Below are 20,021 nucleotides of genomic sequence, written 5' to 3'. Positions count from 1 at the left end.
TATGAAGAAGTGCGGTAGCAACATGAGAAAGATATCTGCTTACCAAATGAGGGTTTTAGATAAGAATGGGAAGCTAGTATATGAATTTGACGAGCCAGTGGAGGTGACAGTCGATGGATGTAAGAAGGTCATCACAGCGACAGGAAAAGCGAATAACAAGAAGCCTAAAACAGATTAAAGAAGATGCTAGAACGACTCCCGGGTCTGGCAACCAGTACTACTGTAAGTCTGACGTAGTTTCTGAACATTTTAGGGTGGAGGCTAAGACCAAGGTTAAAGACTCTAAATCCATTACTATAAAAAGAGAGTGGCTAGATAAAATTGCGGTGGAGGCTTTTGAGACAAACAAGACCCCCGCCCTTGCTTTCTCTTTTGGGGATGGTACAGATTATATGGTGTTGAGGGATAGAGATTTCTACACAATGGTAGAGAAATTACATGGAGGTGAGGCGGATGGGTAATGTGTTGCTTATAGGTTTCAGTGAGGACCTAAAGTTTGATAGCAAGCTGTACCCCTTTTCTATTTATATGTACAGAGAGGACAGTGATAGGAACGGGCGGGAAAATCTATCCGAGATGCGGAGAGCCGTGGAAGTGCCTGACTACGTAGTAGTAAATCTTTGTAAAGAAACTTTACCTCTCGACGAGGCAATATTGATATACCTGCTCTATACTAATAATACCCCCATATATGGGGTGGGAAACCATGTGGACAGCATTATGTTGTGTGAGCTTTTATGCAGGTCATTCACTTTTTTACATGAAGCTCTAGACCACATCAAGAATATATTCTAGAGGGAGGCAATACATGTTATTATCAGACAAGTTTTTGGAGAAATATAAACACATTCAACCACCAATGACAGAGTTAGGTAGCTTTGTTTATTACAGGACTTACTCACGTTGGTTGAGTAGTGAGGGGAGGAGAGAATACTGGTGGGAGACTGTCAGAAGAGCAGTGGAGTACAACTGTAGCCTAGCCCCCACTCCAGTGGAAGAAGCAGAGAGATTATACGACAATATATTCCATCTAAGACAGTTTCTGTCAGGGAGAACTTTTTGGGTCGGGCAGACACCTGTCACTGATAAGTATCCCACTAGCAATTTCAACTGTTGTGCAACAGTCGTGGATGAGTTCGAGGCTTTTAGGGATATTTTTTATCTGTTAATGGTGGGAGCTGGTGTAGGAGTTAGATTGTTACCTGAGGATGTAGCTAAGCTACCTAAGATACTGAATCATCCAAATGTCGAGCACATTCCTTATGAGCCTATGTCTAAATATTTTAGAGATGAACACACTTCCTTAAACTCTGGCTTTGATAGTAGCCATGTTTGGATTGCCGTAGGGGACAGCAAGGATGGATGGGTACAGGCACTAGATTACCTTTTACAGATGTTTTGGAGAAACGATTATAGAGAGATCAAAACTGTAACTATAAATTACAATAGCGTAAGACCAAAAGGTGAGAAGTTAAAAACCTTTGGTGGGCGGGCATCTGGTCATGAATCATTGAAAATTATGTTTGAGAAACTTGTTAACGTGTTAATGTCAAAAGGAACAGGTGAGAAGTTAGAGCCCATAGATTGTTTAGACATTGCTAATATTATAGCGGAAAACGTAGTGGTGGGCGGGGTCCGAAGAAGTTCTGAAATAGCTATTATAGATGTTAATGATAAAGACTGTATGGAAGCTAAGGCTAATTTATATAGTGGGGTAGATGGCAAGTGGGAGATAAATACAGACTTATCCCACCGCCAGATGAGTAATAACTCTATTCTATATAGGAGCAAGCCTACTAGAGAGCAGTTAAAGAAACACTTAGAGCAAGTAAGATACACAGGAGAACCAGGGTGGATGAATGAGGAAGCCGCTTTAAAGAGGAATCCGAACTTCAAGCTACCGAACCCCTGTGGGGAAATTTTACTGGATTCTCGTGGAATGTGTAACCTTACAACCGTTAATGTTCATGCATTTGTTACTCCAGACGGAGGTTTAGATTTGCTTAGCTTAGTAGCAGCCCAGATGTTGTCCGCTCGGGCGGGGCTAAGGATGTCGACGGTAGAGCTAGAACTACCTAAATGGAATACAGTCCAGCACAGAGATAGGCTACTAGGTTGTTCCTTAACAGGGTGGCAGGATACGGTTAACGCAATGGACATGTGCAAGGAACTAGAAGTCAAGCTTTTAAATATATTGAGAGTAACTGCAGAAGATGAGGCAAGGGAGTATGCTGAGGAACTTGGGGTTAGTACACCTATTCTAGTAACTACGGAAAAACCAGAAGGTTCACTTAGTCAGTTACCCACTGTATCTAGTGGCGTGCACTATTCTCATTCTCCGTACTATATTAGACGTGTTAGAATTAGTGCACATGACCCACTGTTGAAAGTGTGCGAAGAGTTAGGTTATCCTGTATTTCCAGAGGTGGGGCAGGACCCAGAAAATTGTTCTACTAAAGTTGTGGAGTTCCCAGTGAAAGCCCCAGAGGGAAAAACAAAAGCTGATGTGTCTGCTATAGAGCAGTTGGAGAACTATAAACTGTTCATGGATAACTACGTAAATCATAACTGCAGCATAACTGTTACAGTTAAAGATGACGAGTGGGGGGCAGTAGAAGACTGGATATGGGATAATTGGGATTCCATAGTAGCTATCACACTGTTGTCAGATGGGGATCATGTATATGACCTTATGCCTTACGAGGCTATAGGTGAAGAAGAGTTTACTAAGCGAGCGGGTGAAATGAAGTCGTTTGATCCTGGTCTAATCAGCAAATATGAGCAGGAGGAAACAGAGATAGACGTAGGTACGGACAGTTGCGAGAGCGGTTTATGCCCTATTCGATAAGTAACACTTAACTTTTTAGGTTTTGTCCGGTAAGTAATAATAGAGAGGGAGTGATGTAGCTTGGTAAAAACAAAAGAACAAGAGTTAACAGAGGGGTTAATCAGTGGGCTTTTAGGAAATTTTATAAGTGTCCCAACTAACGTGTTTAAAGTGAATGACCCTGTGGATGGAGAGGTAGAACTGAATTGTTGGTTTGCGGGGCGGGTTGCTGGCTATGAAGTAGCACACGTTATCTATGACCATATGACACAGGAGTTCTTAGAAGAACCCATGGAATCTTTCGCCGTACTTCTATGTGATGGTATGAGATACCAACTGTCCGAGGACTGTGAAGTCAAAAAAATTACCGAAGAAAAATTTGCAGAAATGGTGGCGGAACACCAAGCAAGCCAAATTATGGAGAAGCCAAAGTTACTGAAACCTGGGGAGGACTTTTAGATGAGAGAAACAGCAGATATAGCAGGACTTATGCAAGCTAAGCTAAATCAGCTAGAAAGGGGTAGCAAAGCTTGTGAGATGAGGTATAAGAGGTTCGACAAGAGCTTCCCTCCCCTCAGCAAGGAAGATGGTAATGCAGGGTATGATGTGTTTGCTAGACTGAAAGAGCCTCTGGTTCTGCAGCCTATGGAATCAGGTAAGGTTCCTCTTAACGTGGCGATAGAAGTACCTTATGGGGGAGTAGGTTTCTTGTGTCAAAGATCTTCCACTTTTAGGAAGTGGGGGGTCAGGTTGACAAATGGAGTAGGAATTGGAGACCCACTATTCCGTGGTAGTGACGATGAGTATACAGCAGAACTGCAGAATATGACAGATAAGCCTGTCACTATAAAGAATGGCGATAAAATCTGTCAGATAGTATTCTTACCTACACTACCAGTAGTACCTGTGGAGGTAGACGAACTAGAAAATAAAAACCGTGGGGGTTTTGGGACTACCTTCAATAATGCGGAGGAGATTAAATGATAACAGTTTGCATCGAAGGAATAGACTTTTCAGGGAAGAGTACTCAATGTGCTCTCCTTGAAGAGCATCTTAGAGGGACAGGTAAGAAAGTAAAGGTAGTACACTTTCCCAGGTATGAGACACCCGTGGGCGCACTAATTAAACAATGGTTGGCGGGGGAGGTAGATTTAACGGATAATGCCGCCCACCTACTTTATGAGGCAGACAGGTACGACTTTATAAAGGAGCTTGAGGAATATGAAAAGGAGCTAGACTACTTGATACTCGACAGGTTCACACTGTCTAACCTAGCTTATATGACAGGAAAGGGCATTGACACACAGCTTCTGGCAGACTTACAAAAAGGATTGACAAGTCCTGACGTAACCTTTGTGCTGGACCTGCCACTACATGTGTATATACAGAGAAGCAAGGATGCAGACAGGCTAGAGAGAGACTTCGAGTATACTAACAGAGTAAGAAAAGCTTACAAACTCTTTTCAAACGATAGCACATTTTTATTAGACGCTTCGAAGGCTTCACCAGAGCAACTCAATGAGTCCATTGTAAATTTTATAGAGTTGTATGTTACAGAATAAGGTTTGTGGTCTATCCTATATATGTGAGGAGTGGTTAAATTGAAGATACATTCAGAAGGTCTAAAAAAGCTATACGCTGAAAAATATGGCATATCAGAGGCGGAAGCTATGAGAAGACTCAAGGAAGTGGCGAGTGTAGTAACTTCTTGTCTAGAGAATGGTAACGACGTAATGTTTCCAGAGTTTTTCAATTTCAAGATTAGAGAGAGAAAAGCTAAAGAGGGTAGGAACCCCAGTACTGGTAAACCGATGACAATACCCTCTACTAAGACTGTTGTTGCAAGCATGTCAGCTTCCACAAAACGCAAGGTGAAAGGAATAGGCTCGTCTGTTTAGACGAGTTTCTTTCATATCATGTACTCACTCTACAAAACTGAAAATATTATCAGATGTAAGAACGACTCCCACTACATGGGGGAAGTGATATGCCAAAACGAGAAGTTAATATGGTTCGCTATCCGAAAGTATATAGCATCACCAGAGGATATACTAGAGCAAAATCATATAGAGAAAGACGACTTATTGCAGCAAGGAAGGCTAGCTTTTATCAAGGCTATAAGAGCCTTTGATGTTAACAGAGGTTTTAAATTTTCGACCTATGCAGCTATTGTAATATCTAGAGAAGTAAAGCGGTTTTTAAGAGATAAGGGCAGTATAATCCGTCCTACAAGAAGTGCCAGCAAGTTATTACTTAGAATCAGTCAGTTACAAGAAGAGATGGGCTATTTACCTTCGGTTGAAGACTTAGCCTATATACTAGGTGAGACTGAGAGTAGCATAACTAAGGCACTAACCATAGGTCGCCATGTGACACCAATCTCTGTGTGCTTAGAAGATGGATGCCGTGCGATGTTACAGGATGAGACGGGCGGGGAGATAGAAGATGGTGTAGTAGGCAAGTTGTATGTAGATAGTATACTAGACATGGTTAGAGATAAAGTAACAGAGAAAGAAATGGAAATAATAGAGCATATGCTGAAAGACTGTAACCAGACCCAGACAGCCAAAAGTACAGGAGTATCTCAGATGAGGGTTAGTAGGATTATGAAAAAAGTAGCCGAAATGCTTAAAGATATAGATTATGTAAACGAAGACTAAAACCTTAAGGTTTTAGTCTTTCTATTCCTTCATAGATATCTGATATTAAATCAAGCGTATGTCCATACATGTCAAAGGTGTCCTCAGTAGTTGCATAAGATGAGACTTGGTTAAGATAACTTGCAACCATGCTATTAATGCTAGGCAAAGAGTCGAACTGGTTTATCTGCTCTAAGCTAGCTAACCTGTCAGCCAAGGCATTTTCCATGTATGCCGCAAAGTCTTCAGGTACAGCGTAGCCACTGTCTAGTGTTATAACGTCATACGCACCCACTACGTCTAAAATTCCCCATAATGTGCCTACTAGAGCACCTGTATATCTTAATCCTTCTTCGTTTAGCCAAGTATATTTAGTTAAGTCGTAGAAGGATGATATCTCGTCAACAGTATACGTGCCATCTGTATAAGGGTTGCTGTACGGAATCTTGTACATATCCTTAGACTCTGCTAGGACGGTGCCCGTCCCCACCAATAAAACAGTGATAATAAGTACTACTGATAAAAGCTTTTTCATGGTAAAACCTCCTTTTAGATTTATATTACATTATTTTACCAAATTAGACAACCTTAACTTTTCTTTACTTGTCCAGTATATAACATATAGGACAAGCATTTACACATATACTCTAACAAGGGGGGCGAGAAATATGAGTAATATTACGAAGCAGACTATTTTAGGTGTCGCTGATAGAAATATTGAAAAAGAAATACTGCTTGGAATCAATGAAAGAGCGTATGAAGCAGGAATAATTGACTATGAACTTTATACTAAAGCTAAAGCTGATTTAGAAAAACTATAACCTTTCCTTCTTGTAAAGAGTAACTAGTTATCATATAATCGTAGGTAACAAACTTATATAGGGGGGGAGCAGTATGGACTTATACACGATAAGAAATGAGCTAATGCTAGGAAAATCTATATATGACCTAAACTTAAGAGTAACTTTTTATACCAGAGTATCTACTAAAGAGGAAGAACAATTAAAATCTCTTAAAAATCAGGTACAATACTTCGAGAGCTTTATAAAAGGTAAAGACAATTGGATTTTTGTAGATGGTTACGTAGATAAAGCTTTGTCTGGTACTAGAACAGATAAAAGAGATGCTTTTAATAAAATGGTAGATGACGCAAGGCTTAAGAAGTTTGACCTTGTCTTAACTAAAGAAGTATCAAGGTTTGCTCGGAACACACTGGATAGCATTCAGTACACTAGGGAACTACTTAAAAATGGGGTAGGGGTATTATTTGAAAGTGATAACATTAATACACTCCTCCCCGACTCTGAGTTGCGTTTGACTATAATGGCCTCGATGGCACAAGAAGAGAGCAGGAAAATTAGTGAACGTGTTAAGTGGGGGAAGAAAAGATCAGCAGAAAACGGTAAGATATATGCTAACCCTAGAATGTGGGGCTACGAGCTAGTTGATAGTAAACTCTGTATTATAGAAGATGAGGCTAAAATGATTAGAAAAATATTTGAACTGTACTGTCGGAAAATTGGGTTCAGAAGAATAGGGGAAATTTTAAAAGAAGAAGGTTATGTTAATAATAATGGCAATCCTTTGTCTTACTCCACCCTCTCTTATATAATAAGGAATCCAAGGTACAAGGGATACTTCACAGCTAATCGTACAAGGATAGTTGACTTCTTAACTAGGGAGAGGAAGTACCTAGATAAGAATGATTGGATCATTTATAAAGATACTGAGGCCGCCCCACCTATTGTCAGCGAGGAGGTATGGGACAAAGCTAACGAACTACTGGAGCACAAAAGGGGTAAGGTGATGTCGAAAGAAGAAAGCTATACGAATAAATATCTATACTCGGGTAAGTTATTTTGTAAGGAACATGGTAACCCACTATGGAGAACCCTATACAAGTATAAGACCGTGCCTGATAAAGAAGTCTGGCAATGCAAGGAATACAGGAACGGGGGGAAAAAAGCTTGTGATCTTCCCACAATCTACACTGAGGAAATAAACTTTATACTGAAACAGATATTAAATTTCGTGCTGCGACACAAGTCTAGATTTGCAGACTATCTAATGGATGTTTACAGAGCTAACGTAGAGAATGCAGACCACGATAAAGATATAAAAGGTCTAAAAGCACAGGTAGATCAGATCAATAAACGTAAAGATAAGCTACTGGACCTGAGCTTGAATGATATGATCGGAAATAATGAGTTTAAAAGGAGAAATGATGAGTTCAACCAAACTATAGAGAGTCTTGAAGAACAAATTGAGCAATACGAAAAACTCAATAAAGCTACATCTGATCTAGCTAGTCAGCTAACAGATATAGAAAAAATGTTGTCTAAAGAAGATTTTATTGAAAAAATAGATACTGAGATAATAGACAAATTCTTAGACCGAGTAACTGTAAGTAAGGGTGAGAACGATAATGAAGTTGAAATGGAAATCACCCTAAAAACAGGGGCGGCGGTGGAAGTTTACCATAGAAAGGATTTGCGTTTGTCCCTAATAAAACACTTCATTCGCGCTGATATTTCTACAGAAGTTTCCCCTGTAGTAGGTACAGAAAAACAAAGTGAAGAGCTGGTAAAGTATCTGCTAGATGAGTTTGAACAAAATCCAGAAAAAATATGGGAAACGAATATGTTTGGAAAATCCCTTCATGATATGGTGAAAGAGCAATTGCAAAATAAATTGACTGTAATGCCAGAAGATACTAGAATTAAGCTTCAAAAAACATTGCAGAAGATCATCAACGATGGTAACAGTGGTTTTATTGCTATCATTTTATAGCCATAATAAAATATGGGAGAAGAATTTCATAAAATGAGGGGGTATAGAGGTATACCCCTATATTTTTATGGTAAAACTACTTGACAACAGATAGAAATCCACATACAATATAGTAGGTAACTAAATATGTATCTGGCTGTGGCGCAGTTTGGTAGCGCGCCAGACTGGGGGTCTGGAGGTCGCAGGTTCAAGTCCTGTCAGCCAGACCAGTTTAAACCTGTATTTTCAATGAATGCAGGTTTTTTACTTTTTTGGCTGTTTGCAGTTTAGGGGCCATTTGCAAACATTTTGCAAACGTAATTTTTATTTGAAGGATTTTAGAAGAGAATCTATTTTGTTGGCGGCTTCTTTCTGAAGGTTGGGTAATACGTGGGAATAGGTATCGAGGGTGATAGAAATATTTGAGTGGCCGAGACGTTCTTGGATGACTTTGACATTAACACCGTCAGCTAAAAGCAAGCTGGCATGAGTATGCCTATTATGTAGAGCTCTACATAATAAACATTATGTGGAGTGTTTTGTTATGTGGAGTCTTTTAAATTTTCCTTACAAGCACAAGCATCTTCTATTGAATTACTCTACATAATAAAACATACTTATCCTATCTTAGTAAAGAAAGGATGAGTCATATGAATGATTTAAAACACGTTCAAGAATCTGCTGATGCCGTTCTCGCGTGGATGAGTGAAAAAGAGTATTCTGTTTACACAATCAAAAACCACTCTTGCGTCCTAAATGTATTTATGAAATTCATGTTAAACCAGCAGATATCTGAACTGAACGAGACCACTGCTTTGCTTTTTATCCAAGCGAAAACAGGTATCACGATGGAAGGATTATGGGGAGCAGGTAATCGGAAAATTAACAGATACCTGAAGCCTGTCCAAAACCTTCTAAGGTATCACGAAACAGGCCAACTTGGATTCTACATGCGATCAAAAGTACCTCCATTTCTATGCCCGGAAGAATTTAAAAAGGAATATCAGCTTTTCCAGGATGAGTACCATGCCCGCAGCTATGCCGATGCAACAATCATATCCAATAATACCACCGTCAGGAGATTTATCCTTTATCTTAAGGAAAATAGTGTTCATTCTTCTAAGGAAATCTCAGTTTCACATGTTACAAGATTTCTCAAAGCCTATTCAAATTTAAAGCCCAAATACATTGCAACCATCCTGTATGTCCTCCGCAATTATCTTGGCTTTTTACATGAAAAGGGATTTATGGCCTGTAATATATCTGGTAATCTCCCTAGTGTACGCTTGATGCGAAATGCATTCATTCCGCACTCGTGGAAAAAAGAGGATGTATTAAAGCTACTGGGTTCCATCGATCGGGAAGATTGTAAGGGAAAGCGTGATTATGCAATAATTCTTATGGTTGTCCGCCGGGGCTTAGGGCAAGTGATATATGGAAGATGAAAATCACCGACATAAACTGGCAAAGAAGGACCATCAGCTTAACCATGCAAAAAACCAGCTATCCCATTGAATTACCGTTACTTGATGATATTGGATGGGTAGTGATTGATTATCTGAAAAACGGGCGTCCGGATACCAGATGTAACCTCCTTTTTGTACGGCATCGTGCACCATTTGATGCCGTAGGTGAAAATGAAGCCTTTCATAGGGAACTTCACAAGTATATGGATGCCGCCGGGATTATCCCTCCCCAGGGAGTGCACTGCGGACTGCATTCACTGCGGAGCACCCTTGCAAGGCAGATGCTGGATTCAAATGCACCACTTCCTGTAATATCCGAAACACTCGGACACCAGAACATCAATACTACCAGTATCTATCTGAAAATTGATGTGGAAGGACTACGAAAATGCGCTCTCGATCTGGAGGAGGTGTTTATGCAATGAGTGAAAATATGCTTCCGGATACCATTTCAGGAATGGCTGAGCTTTTCATAGATCAGAAACATATGACAGGATTTAAATATGAATGGCACGAGAAATGTATCAGGAGGTTTGCTGCTTTCTATGACAGGGAAGGCTATACCGGAATCCGCCTGACAAAATCAATGCTAGAAACATTCATATATGATGCTTCCGAAAAGCCCTCCACCCATTACCGCAAAGAAACCCTCTTAAGAGATTTTGCTGAATTCTTGAAAACCCAAGGATTTCATGAAATATATGTTCCATTAATACATTCCGGATATTACAGGTGCAAACATATCCCATACATTTTTACGGATGATGAAATGAAACGTCTTTTTACAGCGATTGACACTTGGCCGGAATCGTTTTATACAAACCGTATACAGGTGGATTACCTTCTATTCCGGGTTTTATACGGGACAGGGATGAGGGTTTCAGAGGCATTGAACCTGACTGTTGCGGACTTTCACATAGAAGACGGTACACTGACGGTTTATCATGCCAAAAACAACAAAGATCGTCTGATACCCTTGGCGCAAAGCCTTGTAGAAAAGATGACGGAATACTTGGCTGTTATGCACCGGTACTCAAAAAATGATTCATACCTCTTTCACGTGGGAAAAGGCAAAGAGATGGATCAAAGTACTGTTTACCGCAGGTTCCGTCAGTATCTTTTAAAAGCAGGGATAGCTCATACAAAATCCCGCCCGAGAGTCCATGACCTTAGGCACAATTATGCAGTGAAGTGCTTAAAGAAACGTGTACTTGCCGGGGAAGAGCTTACAAACATCCTTCCCTATCTTGCCGCTTACATGGGTCATTCCGATTTCAGGGGAACCCAGTATTACCTGCGCCTGACAGCTGATCTGTATCCACACATCATCAGCTGTTCAGAAACAGGATTTGGCTATCTAATTCCGGAAGGGAGTGCTGACAATGAAAGAAGCTGATTTCCCCAAATATCTTTCTTCTTTTCTGTCAGATTACCTTCCCAACCAGAAGAATGCCAGTAAAGAAACCATAGCATCTTACCGTGACACATTCAAGCTATTTCTCAAATTCTGTGAAAATGAACGCAGTTTGAAACCGGAATGACTATGAATACTTTCCATAAACAGCAAGCTTGTAACATCTTACCTGGAATGGTTGGAGAAAGAACGAAATTGCGGTATTTCCACAAGAAACCAGCGACTGGCTTCCATTCATTCTTTTTTTCGGTATGTACAAAAGGAATACCCAGAAAACCTTCACGAAATACAGCGTATTCTTTCCATCCCAAACAAGAAAGGCAAAAAGTCGATGGTCTCATACCTAACTGGACCGGAAATGCAGATACTGTTATCTCAGCCGGACTGTACAACAATTTCCGGATTTCGAGATGCAGTTCTTCTATCAGTCCTTTATGATACTGCGGCAAGAGTCCAGGAAATGACCGAAATACAGCTAAAAGACATACGTCTGGATAACCCTGCTGTTGTCACGCTTCATGGGAAAGGAGCTAAGATACGGCAGGTGCCAATCATGAGCAAGACAAGGGACCTCCTGAAAGAATATATTGAGCGGAAAGAATACCATACGGGTATTTCAAAAGGGAATAACTATCTTTTCGTGAATCAAAAAAATCAGAGGCTTTCGCGCTGGGGTATATCCTACGTACTTGATAAGTATGTTGAAATGGCAAGAAAGAATTGTCGATTTCAAGTCAGCTTTCCGGTTACACCTCATGTAATTCGCCATGCAAAAGCAATGCATTTACTGCAGTCCGGCGTGAACTTGATATATATCCGTGATTTTCTTGGACATGTCGACTGTAATACTACTGAGATTTATGCGAGGTCAGATACTGAAATGAAAAGAAAGGCTATCGAAAACGCGTATAAGGATGTGCTTCCGAATGTGTATCCTGACTGGGAAAAGGATGGGGAGCTTATGGACTGGTTAAACTCGCTTGGTAAGTAGTGAATTTATTATTATGTGGAGTGATTTTGATAAAAGCCTGTAAAATCAAGACTAAAATCAATTCACTCCACATAACAAAACTCTCAACATAATGTCGTAAGTCATGGAATCGTATGTCAGTCAACTCTAGTTTTCTAATAAGCTTTTTGAAAGCACTGATAACATAGTCAGGGTGAAAATGCCGGCCATCCTCCCAACAGCATACATAGTTTCCATCCTGATATTGATGATGCAGCATAGACTTCACCTTTAGCTGATATTTTCTATGTTGTCGCAAGGCCTTAATAGTTTCTGCTGGTACTGTAATGGATCTTTTACCTGTATCAGTTTTAGGGTTTTGTGTAAGCACCTCTCCAGTATAGGTTCTAACTAAGTTATCCCTGATGTGAAGGATATTGTTCTCAAAGTCGATGTGATTCCATTTCAGTCCTAGGATCTCACCCCTTCGCATCCCGCAGGTGATGGCTAATAGGATAGGCATATAGATAACTGTTTCCTTTGCAGCATCTAAGAGGACATTGACCTCCACAGCATCTAATATCTCTATACTTTTTTTAGGCACCTTAGGAGGAGTAACAGCAACACAGGGGTTAAAACTAATTATTTGCCATTTTATAGCGGTATTCAGAGCACAATTCAGTATCTTGTAATAGTATCGTACATTTCGGTTGCTATGGGTTTCTAATTTGGTGGAAATAAAGCTCTGGATAAGGTCAGGCCGGAGTTTATCCAATTTAATCAGACCTAAGCCCTGTGACAGATGTTTTACTGCATCTACATAGCTGGAGTAGGTGGTGGCAACTGCGTTATGTTTTGCATAATCCTTAAGCCATTTTTCTAGAAATTCGGATAAGGTAATGTCCTTTACGTTTATAAATTGATTCTTTTCGATTTTGGATATAATCTCAGGTATATCCTTCTCAGCCTCCTTTTTGGTATTGTAGCCGGAAAACCATTTCTGCTTTCGTTTTCCATTCGTTAAATGAAAAAGTAAATTCCAGTAACCCGGAAGTTAGTCTTTTATGCAGGATTAACTTCCGTTATTGACGCTTAACAAACGCCTAAATATCCTCTATACTTATATTACAGGCTCATATCCATAGGTTTTCTTGCATGCCAAAGGGGCATCTGAAAATAGTGTGCGAGACTAAATTCCACATGCCTTTAGTGTAAGACTAAATTCTATACAGTGAAATCTGCCTGTGCTATAACTATTTTATTTCAGTAGTTCTGGTTTCAATGTTACGTCATCTGGTGCTATTTCTAATAGATCTAAGCACTGATGAAGTGATTGTTCCAGAAGAAGTTGGGACAGCTTATATGGCGTACAGCCGTTAAGACTGTCCCTTGCTTCACTATTGATATGATCTTGTAATAATGTCACTAGTTCCTGCGTCAATTCATTAAAGGACTGACTTTTTGGAAGAACCAATCGAATATATTCGTGATTCTTTTCAATCATGCCTTTTTGCCATGAGCTATAAGGGTCACAATAATAAATACGAGTTCGCCTAGTACCGCCGATTCAAGTTTTACCGGATGTTGAAATTCCGAACCACCATCTGTTAGGATGACCTGAAACATGGCTTTACTAAATAACATGAAATCAGAGATCGCAGAACAGATAGGTTTAGACCCAAAAGAACATGAAGTAAGATTTAAAGAACAAATAGAAAAATACCGAGATGCAATCCGAAAGCGACAAAAGGCGAAGACAGATCTTGACGTGCTTGAAGAAACCATTGCAGGAGGAGACAATAAATTACAAGAAGCTAAAGAAAAAATAGAGGAACTTGAAGTGAAGAAGAAAAATCTTACTAATGATTTAAATAAATTTGATGACAAAGATGATACTCAAGCTATTGAAAAAACATATGGGATTGCTGTTTTAAAACTATGGTTAAAAGATGCTAAAGAAAAACTTGCAGAAATTACAGAAACTGTCGAAATTAAGGAAAAAACAGAAATATTAAATACTATACTAAAAAAAGCTAAAATCAGCTCCCAAATAGCGATCGCAGAGAGCATTACGAAATGATTCAAATAGCCTAATAAAAAAACTATTACCAAACAATGATATACGTATAAGCAAAATTGATAAAGTACTTCATCTAGAAGGTCAAGACGCTGATAGTGTTGGAGAAACTTTATCAGTGGCATATGCATTTTTAGCTACTCTATTTAGTAATACTGAACGTCAACTACCATTTATTGTTGATAGTCCCGCAAACTCAATAGATTTAAAAGTTCGTGCAGAGGTGGCACAATTAATTCCAAAACTAACTGATCAGTTTATAGCATTTACTATTTCAAGTGAACGTGAGAGCTTCATTTTACTTTTAGAAAAAGCATGTGATGAAAAAATACAATATATAACACTATTTAGGAGTGGTGATCAGGAATTAGAAGAGTTAACAAAAAATTACGACAACGTGCAGCACACTAATGATGGCATTTGTGTTTCAGAAAGAGAATTCTTCTTAAAGTTCCACAAAGAGAGGGAAGAGGAGGATTAGACTATGTTTAGATTACCAAAGGAAGCGGATACATGGTTTGATTTTGATATTTACTATTTTTGTCTTATAGCTGGATTATCTAAGGGCCTGAAGGAGGCAATGCCGGGAAGTGAAGTAAGAGACCTCATATTAAGGTTCCCACAAGAATATAGAGCACAAAGTAAAATTATCACGGCACTTTTTTTGAAAAAGGAATTAGATAAAATGGGAGTAAGTCTTGAAGACAGAAAAACAGTACATGAGACAATTAAGAAATATATTGACTCTGAGTCACCCTCTAACTTAAGTGAGGAAGGACAGAAGGAAATAAACAAGTATGCCAATGGAGGAATAATTGTTTTAAAAGAATATTTTGAAGACAAACCATACTCTATTGAGATGTTTATTATTAATTTTTTTAAAATGATTGATACATTAAATAAAGAAAGCTAAGTTTCTTAAAAAAACAATTATCAATTATCATTGTGATAAGATTAAGAATAGGTCAGGAGACAGGAAATATAGCCTGACCTATTTTTTATATAGTAAACTTCTCTATATACGTATTAATATAATCCACTAAATCTAGTATACCTTCATCATTAAACTTACCAATACTAACTCTAATCGTATTTGATGTAAAGTCCTCTAGACCCATAGCCTTTAGGACGTGGGATGGTTCTCCAAGAGCACAAGCAGATCCTGTGGATATAGCGATTTTGTCACTAATCATTTTAATAAACAACTCGTTGTTCAATTTTGGGACTGTAACACTTAATATTCCTGGGATCTTATAAGTTTGATTACCGTTGAATATAACATCAGGTACTTTTTCCAATAGGCTAGACTTCAATAAGTTTTCTAGATCAATAATTTTAGGAATATATGTAGACATATCTCGTTTTGCGACTTCAGCTGCTTTTCCAAAACCTACAATATTATGCATTGAATGTGTACCAGATCTAACGCCAAATTCTTGGTGGCCTCCATGGATCAGAGGTGTGATTTGGGAGATTGTATCATGCTTAGTTTTTTTGATATAGCAAGCCCCGATTCCCTTGGGGCCATAGATCTTATGAGCTGAAATAGTCAGAAAATCTATATGTAATTTCTCTAAATCTATTTCAACCTTTCCTAATACTTGGGTTGCATCAACGTGAAGTAGAACATTAGCACTTTTACATAGGGTGGATACTCTCTCTATGTCTGTAAGTGTGCTAATTTCGTTATTTCCCCAGATTACTGAGACCAGAAGAGTATCATCTGTTATACTTCTTTTTAATTGTTCTACATCGAGATTACCATATTGGTCTAGGTCTAAGTATGTAATATCAAATCCTTTAGTACCTAGATGTTTACAACACTCTAATGTAGATTTATGCTCAGCTTTTGTTGTAATGATATGTTTCCCTTTATGAGAGAAAGCATCAGCTATGCCCTTTATTATAAAATTGTTACCCTCTGATGAGCCACTTGTGAAGATAATTTCATCCTCTTCACAAGTGATTAAATTAGCAATACTTTGCCGTGCTCTTGCAAGTGCTTGCTTAGCATTCTCTGCAAGTGTGTAATACTTGCTTGAAGGATTTCCATACTCTTTAGTCAAATAAGCAATCATTTCTTTAGCTACTTCTGGGTCTATGGGAGTAGTAGCAGCATGGTCTAGATAAATCATTACATGTTCCCTCCAAACTTGTAATTAGAAAGATTCACTAAAAAATTTTCAACATTACCAGCATATTTATATTCCGCATGCAATAATCGTATACCTCTTTCTAAATGGGCTTTAATATAATCAGGATAGTACTCTTCATCAGTAAGTTCCTTCTGAAGCTTATGTGAAATAAGTGCTTTGAAAACAACATCATATTTACCAGTTAAAATGTGGCGATTGAACTCTAAACCACGGGTATTATAGTTGAATTTACTGACTGGTTCAGGCTGTGCCAAAGACAAGGAGATAGCATACCGTGAAAGTATATTTGGTGTGATGTTTGTTATATCCTTCATTTCTAGCAATATTCTTTGAGCTTCGTCAGATGTTTTAAGGCTAAACCGCATGATCTATCACCTTCATTTCATTCTTGATTTTTACAGATTTAGATTGAGTATCAAAGTCGATCTTGTAGTTCTGGCTTACATAAGGGCTTAGTAAATCGTTATACTCATCATCAATTTCTGAATCAGTTGCAAGAATAATGACTTGTTCACCACAAGTATGAAGGAAATTCTTCACAATATTAGACTTGTGGGATTTATCTAATCGCCCAAGTAGTGTATCAAAGACTAAAGGAATCTTTCTTCCTGAAACCTGTAACATTCCCCAAAGTAGAGATAAAATATAAATTTGCTTTTCGCCAGCAGATAAATTATCCTCTGGCATTGGCATACCTAAAGAATTAATTAAGTAGATTTGTCCGGTTGTTTTATCAATTTCAATTTTTTGTATGAAGTCATCTTTTCTAATCAACGTTTTAAAAATCTCAGTAACATATTGTTCCAGTTGTGTTAACTTAATAGAAGTAGTTTGTCTGGTATATTCATCAATAACCTTATGAATCTTGGAGATGATATTAAAAACATTTTCATCTTTTTTCGAATCCATAATCTGTTGTTGAATCTTTTCAACCTCATTTTTGATAGTAGCCAATTGATCTTGTAAGGAACAAAGTTTTTCTTGTTCCAAAACTAAGCGTTCTTTTTGCATTATATAAGCAGAATTAATCTCTTTAATTTCTAACATTTTCTCAGTAATTTCTTTGCTACGACTTAGTTCCAACTCCTTATTTAACTCAAGCAGTTGGTCATTATACTTCTTAATCTGCTTAAAGTAATTGTCTAACGCAGCATCCTCAATAGTATCTATCTCTGTAAGTAAATTTTCTATAAAATAGAAGTCACTATTTGCTAGATTGTATATTGTCGTATTGGTGACACTTTTCTCAAAATAATCCGAGATCGAAGAGAGCAGTTCTTTAAGTCTATCAACATTATAATGTTGATCATTGGCTAAATGGTCTACTAATGAATCATCTTTCAACTTATTGGAAATTAGAATATCTTCAGTTATGGTTTTCTCATTTTCAAGCTCTTGAACTAAATCTCTCATAGTTTCTCTTATAATTAAAAAGGGTAGATATTCACTTATAATCATTTTGTTTTTGTTGGCAATATTTTGCTTAGTTTTATTTAATTTATCAATCTTCAATTGGATCTCTATAGACTCTTGCTCTTGTAACCCACCAATCAATTGGAATTCAGCCTCTAAGTTTGAAAGTTTATTACCAGTAGATGAAGTCTCTTCCGTAAGTAAACTGATCACTTTTTCTTGATTTTCTATAGCATCTATTATGTGATCATGCTCTGAAATTAAGTCAGTATAATTTCTTTCTTGTTCACTTAGAGATGAATATATATTTTTTTGCTTAAGATATTTTCTTAAATCCAGTTTTAAAGTTTTAAAGAGATCTAAATTGAAGATCGTATCAAAAACGCCAAATATTTCTCGACTTCCGTTCTTAAGTAAAAATAACTTCTCAATCTTCTCTCCATCAAAGAAAAACACATCAAATAGCAGAGGGGGGATGGAGCTATGAATTGAGTTTAAAAAGCTATGGGTTCCATAAAGATCCAATGATTTCTGATTCTTAGTAACCACTAATTCTTCTGTTAATTTTTCTTTTTCTAAGAACCATTTTCTAGTAATTGTATAAGGAACTAAGTTTCCTTTCTCCCAAAAACTAATACAGATAGAGATTGAGAAGTCTTCATTCTCTCTATTTAGGGCAAAAGCATTTAATTTACTGTGAACATATTCAAAGTACTTATCATTATAAGCTTGATATCCTAAAAAATAGGGGCCATATAAAGACAGTTTAATTGCATTTAAAAGGGTAGTCTTTCCAGAACCGTTTTTTCCATTAATTAATATGATATTCTTATCTTTGTCTACTTTAAAATCATAATAATTACTACCACTATAAATACCAAAATTAGTAATTGTTATATTATTTATAATCAATTAAGACACACCTTCTTCCTCAAATACAATCTCTTCATGAACCCAATCTTGTTTCAATGTAGAGTCTATTTTATTTAAAACACCAGATCTAGCTTTTAGACCGTAGTAAGAGTTTTCGATATTAATTAGTTTTTTGATGAGTTCAGGATCTACATCTTCTTGCTCACAGATAGAGGAGAGTAGAATCAGCTCATCACTACTGAAAAGTGGTCGTTCATCATATGTAGTTACAAAGTTTTTACCAGTAACTTTTTTATATATCGCCGGCAAGGAATCTTCCCAGTCACCATCCTGTAGCCAATGATCTCTAATAAGTTTTAACTCAAATTCATTAATTAGCTTAGTTTGTGTTCCTGAAAGCTGTTGGTAAGACTTTTCTGCAATGAGAAGCTCCTCCAATAATTTTTTGCGAGCTGCTAAGTTGAAGGGACCAAGACCTTGGACCTTCACACCATCTTTTATAATGAAATATATGCTACCGTTCATTCTTCTTTTTGACCTGTATTCAGGATTCTCACGAATATCATATAATTCATTTCTAAACTTAACTAAAGGTTCTAGTTCTGGGTGACCATTTTTTCTGAAACCACTCAAAGATTTGTCCTCTTTTACTACTGTACATACCCAGCAACCAAAACGGCTATTACCACATGATGGTGCATCTTTATCTACTTGGATAGGACACTCTGAAGCATCCTGGGAGTTTCTATATAGTGAAAGTAGATCTTTGTGGTCACCACTCCATGGACTTGGTACATTCTGTAAATAAATCCAAACATCATCCAGCGTAAAATCTTCTATAGGAGCATAGACAAAGGCATTGTTAGTAGTAGAATGCTTCTTGAGAATTTTTCCTTCTATATTATGACTATCTATAACATTAGCTCTAGAAAAACTTTCAGATCGTCTCACTCCTAAAACGACAATTGCTTCTCCAAAACGATCAACTTTCTCTTTAATAAATCGATCAATTGGGCTTATTTTTAAACGGTCTGTACACCATCTAAACTTCTGTCTAGGAGATGGATACCCCTTGCCTAGTAGTAACACCCAAAAAGTATCTGAATCAAGAGGGGTAACTAAATGAGATGTAAAAGGCATATCTTGATGTTTAGCTGACTCCTCAATTTGAGACATATTGCTGCTAATGTACTCAATGATTAGAGGGTTTTCTACAAGTGTATCTGAGGATACAATATATACAGGCTTATGTAATTGCTCTTTAGGAAGTTCGGATAGAGCATTAAATACTAACTGAACTACTGTTGTAGAATCTTTTCCACCACTATAACCAATAATCCAAGGTCGAGAGTCATTTAAGTAAACTTTTTTGATTTCCTCATGCTTTTCTTGTATTACATTCTTTAATCCTTTTTCTGCTATTAATCCATCAAACATA

At 37.7% G+C, this 20,021-nt stretch carries 26 protein-coding genes, 1 tRNA gene and 2 pseudogenes; 20 read left to right on the top strand and 9 right to left on the bottom strand.

Annotated elements, in window-relative coordinates:
* Window position 1 precedes the first annotated feature (1 nt).
* From CHB72_RS26395 to CHB72_RS07565, 9 genes are all read left to right on the top strand, one after another.
* The gene (locus tag CHB72_RS26395) at window positions 2-178 is read left to right on the top strand and encodes a hypothetical protein (protein WP_176431256.1); all 177 of its coding nucleotides are present in this window, start codon (window positions 2-4) and stop codon (window positions 176-178) included.
* A complete protein-coding gene (locus CHB72_RS26390) occupies window positions 114-461 on the top strand; it encodes a hypothetical protein (protein ID WP_089282286.1) in 348 nt (115 codons plus the stop codon). Before CHB72_RS26395 ends, CHB72_RS26390 begins: the two co-directional genes overlap by 65 nt.
* A complete protein-coding gene (locus CHB72_RS07595) occupies window positions 454-795 on the top strand; it encodes a hypothetical protein (protein ID WP_089282285.1) in 342 nt (113 codons plus the stop codon). The genes CHB72_RS26390 and CHB72_RS07595 overlap by 8 nt, the downstream gene beginning before the upstream one ends.
* 13 nt (window positions 796-808) lie before the next feature.
* Complete coding sequence (gene nrdJ, locus CHB72_RS07590; protein WP_089282284.1) at window positions 809-2,848, top strand: ribonucleoside-triphosphate reductase, adenosylcobalamin-dependent; 2,040 nt, start codon at window positions 809-811, stop codon at window positions 2,846-2,848.
* A 60-nt stretch (window positions 2,849-2,908) separates the two neighbouring features.
* Window positions 2,909-3,286 (top strand): hypothetical protein, encoded by a 378-nt coding sequence (locus CHB72_RS07585; RefSeq protein WP_089282283.1) that lies wholly within the window; start codon window positions 2,909-2,911, stop codon window positions 3,284-3,286.
* The gene (locus tag CHB72_RS07580) at window positions 3,287-3,811 is read left to right on the top strand and encodes a dUTP diphosphatase (RefSeq protein WP_089282282.1); all 525 of its coding nucleotides are present in this window, start codon (window positions 3,287-3,289) and stop codon (window positions 3,809-3,811) included.
* Complete coding sequence (gene tmk, locus CHB72_RS07575; protein ID WP_089282281.1) at window positions 3,808-4,389, top strand: dTMP kinase; 582 nt, start codon at window positions 3,808-3,810, stop codon at window positions 4,387-4,389. The genes CHB72_RS07580 and tmk overlap by 4 nt, the downstream gene beginning before the upstream one ends.
* A gap of 39 nt (window positions 4,390-4,428) precedes the next feature.
* Window positions 4,429-4,725, top strand: a complete 297-nt coding sequence (locus CHB72_RS07570; RefSeq protein WP_141131345.1) for an HU family DNA-binding protein — start codon at window positions 4,429-4,431, stop codon at window positions 4,723-4,725.
* 84 nt (window positions 4,726-4,809) lie between these two features.
* Window positions 4,810-5,487, top strand: a complete 678-nt coding sequence (locus CHB72_RS07565) for a sigma-70 family RNA polymerase sigma factor (protein ID WP_207652518.1) — start codon at window positions 4,810-4,812, stop codon at window positions 5,485-5,487.
* A gap of 4 nt (window positions 5,488-5,491) precedes the next feature.
* Here CHB72_RS07565 and CHB72_RS07560 read toward each other — a convergent pair whose 3' ends face one another.
* Window positions 5,492-6,001, bottom strand: a complete 510-nt coding sequence (locus CHB72_RS07560) for a hypothetical protein (RefSeq protein WP_089282279.1) — start codon at window positions 5,999-6,001, stop codon at window positions 5,492-5,494.
* Window positions 6,002-6,134: 133 nt separating this feature from the next.
* Between CHB72_RS07560 and CHB72_RS26385 the strand changes: the two genes are divergently transcribed.
* From CHB72_RS26385 to CHB72_RS07550, 3 genes are all read left to right on the top strand, one after another.
* Entirely contained in the window at window positions 6,135-6,287 is a 153-nt protein-coding gene (locus CHB72_RS26385; protein ID WP_176431254.1) for a hypothetical protein, read from the top strand.
* Between the two features lie 73 nt (window positions 6,288-6,360).
* A complete protein-coding gene (locus CHB72_RS07555; RefSeq protein WP_089282278.1) occupies window positions 6,361-8,256 on the top strand; it encodes a recombinase family protein in 1,896 nt (631 codons plus the stop codon).
* 132 nt (window positions 8,257-8,388) lie between these two features.
* Window positions 8,389-8,465: transfer RNA gene (locus CHB72_RS07550), tRNA-Pro, on the top strand.
* A 94-nt stretch (window positions 8,466-8,559) separates the two neighbouring features.
* Here CHB72_RS07550 and CHB72_RS07545 read toward each other — a convergent pair.
* A pseudogene (locus tag CHB72_RS07545) lies at window positions 8,560-8,721 on the bottom strand (hypothetical protein); the annotation flags it as partial.
* A 164-nt stretch (window positions 8,722-8,885) separates the two neighbouring features.
* Here CHB72_RS07545 and CHB72_RS07540 point away from each other — a divergent pair.
* The 5 genes from CHB72_RS07540 (at window position 8,886) to CHB72_RS27270 (ending at window position 12,106) form a co-directional block, all read left to right on the top strand.
* The gene (locus CHB72_RS07540) at window positions 8,886-9,680 is read left to right on the top strand and encodes a site-specific integrase (protein ID WP_176431253.1); all 795 of its coding nucleotides are present in this window, start codon (window positions 8,886-8,888) and stop codon (window positions 9,678-9,680) included.
* The gene (locus tag CHB72_RS07535; protein WP_089282275.1) at window positions 9,677-10,126 is read left to right on the top strand and encodes a tyrosine-type recombinase/integrase; all 450 of its coding nucleotides are present in this window, start codon (window positions 9,677-9,679) and stop codon (window positions 10,124-10,126) included. Before CHB72_RS07540 ends, CHB72_RS07535 begins: the two co-directional genes overlap by 4 nt.
* The gene (locus tag CHB72_RS07530) at window positions 10,123-11,097 is read left to right on the top strand and encodes a tyrosine-type recombinase/integrase (protein WP_176431252.1); all 975 of its coding nucleotides are present in this window, start codon (window positions 10,123-10,125) and stop codon (window positions 11,095-11,097) included. Before CHB72_RS07535 ends, CHB72_RS07530 begins: the two co-directional genes overlap by 4 nt.
* Window positions 11,084-11,242, top strand: coding sequence for a hypothetical protein (locus tag CHB72_RS27275; RefSeq protein ID WP_242975072.1), 159 nt, complete (start codon window positions 11,084-11,086; stop codon window positions 11,240-11,242). Before CHB72_RS07530 ends, CHB72_RS27275 begins: the two co-directional genes overlap by 14 nt.
* A gap of 231 nt (window positions 11,243-11,473) precedes the next feature.
* Window positions 11,474-12,106: a tyrosine-type recombinase/integrase gene (locus tag CHB72_RS27270; RefSeq protein WP_242975071.1), complete on the top strand. Its 633-nt coding sequence runs from the start codon at window positions 11,474-11,476 to the stop codon at window positions 12,104-12,106.
* On the opposite strand, the gene CHB72_RS07520 is transcribed toward CHB72_RS27270, so the two are convergent.
* From CHB72_RS07520 to CHB72_RS26375, 3 genes and pseudogenes are all read right to left on the bottom strand, one after another.
* Complete coding sequence (locus tag CHB72_RS07520) at window positions 12,075-12,965, bottom strand: site-specific integrase (protein ID WP_242975080.1); 891 nt, start codon at window positions 12,963-12,965, stop codon at window positions 12,075-12,077. The genes CHB72_RS27270 and CHB72_RS07520 overlap by 32 nt on opposite strands.
* A gap of 27 nt (window positions 12,966-12,992) precedes the next feature.
* Window positions 12,993-13,070, bottom strand: a pseudogene (locus tag CHB72_RS28235) (Arm DNA-binding domain-containing protein); the annotation flags it as partial.
* A gap of 252 nt (window positions 13,071-13,322) precedes the next feature.
* Window positions 13,323-13,490 carry a hypothetical protein gene (locus CHB72_RS26375; protein ID WP_207652516.1) on the bottom strand — a complete coding sequence of 56 codons (168 nt, stop codon included), beginning with the start codon at window positions 13,488-13,490 and terminating at the stop codon, window positions 13,323-13,325.
* A 198-nt stretch (window positions 13,491-13,688) separates the two neighbouring features.
* On the opposite strand from CHB72_RS26375, the gene CHB72_RS07510 reads away from it, so the two are divergent.
* From CHB72_RS07510 to CHB72_RS07500, 3 genes are all read left to right on the top strand, one after another.
* A complete protein-coding gene (locus CHB72_RS07510) occupies window positions 13,689-14,144 on the top strand; it encodes a hypothetical protein (protein WP_089282272.1) in 456 nt (151 codons plus the stop codon).
* 115 nt (window positions 14,145-14,259) lie between these two features.
* Complete coding sequence (locus CHB72_RS07505) at window positions 14,260-14,622, top strand: hypothetical protein (RefSeq protein WP_089282271.1); 363 nt, start codon at window positions 14,260-14,262, stop codon at window positions 14,620-14,622.
* A gap of 3 nt (window positions 14,623-14,625) precedes the next feature.
* Window positions 14,626-15,054, top strand: coding sequence for a hypothetical protein (locus CHB72_RS07500; RefSeq protein ID WP_089282270.1), 429 nt, complete (start codon window positions 14,626-14,628; stop codon window positions 15,052-15,054).
* Between the two features lie 85 nt (window positions 15,055-15,139).
* Here CHB72_RS07500 and CHB72_RS07495 read toward each other — a convergent pair whose 3' ends face one another.
* From CHB72_RS07495 to dndC, 4 genes are read right to left on the bottom strand one after another with little or no spacing between them, the layout of a single operon-like run.
* The gene (locus CHB72_RS07495; RefSeq protein WP_089282269.1) at window positions 15,140-16,276 is read right to left on the bottom strand and encodes a cysteine desulfurase family protein; all 1,137 of its coding nucleotides are present in this window, start codon (window positions 16,274-16,276) and stop codon (window positions 15,140-15,142) included.
* Complete coding sequence (gene dndE / locus CHB72_RS07490) at window positions 16,276-16,662, bottom strand: DNA sulfur modification protein DndE (protein ID WP_089282268.1); 387 nt, start codon at window positions 16,660-16,662, stop codon at window positions 16,276-16,278. Before dndE ends, CHB72_RS07495 begins: the two co-directional genes overlap by 1 nt.
* The gene (gene dndD, locus CHB72_RS07485) at window positions 16,652-18,622 is read right to left on the bottom strand and encodes a DNA sulfur modification protein DndD (RefSeq protein WP_089282267.1); all 1,971 of its coding nucleotides are present in this window, start codon (window positions 18,620-18,622) and stop codon (window positions 16,652-16,654) included. The genes dndE and dndD overlap by 11 nt, the downstream gene beginning before the upstream one ends.
* Window positions 18,623-20,020, bottom strand: a complete 1,398-nt coding sequence (gene dndC / locus CHB72_RS07480) for a DNA phosphorothioation system sulfurtransferase DndC (protein WP_089282266.1) — start codon at window positions 20,018-20,020, stop codon at window positions 18,623-18,625.
* Between the last annotated feature and the right edge of the window lies 1 nt (window position 20,021).

Origin of the sequence: Anaerovirgula multivorans, from assembly GCF_900188145.1 — a bacterium.
GTDB classification, from domain to species: Bacteria; Bacillota; Clostridia; order Peptostreptococcales; family Natronincolaceae; genus Anaerovirgula; species Anaerovirgula multivorans.
The sequence above is the reverse complement of the archived record's forward strand: the minus strand, read 5'-3'. Positions and strand labels throughout refer to the sequence as shown.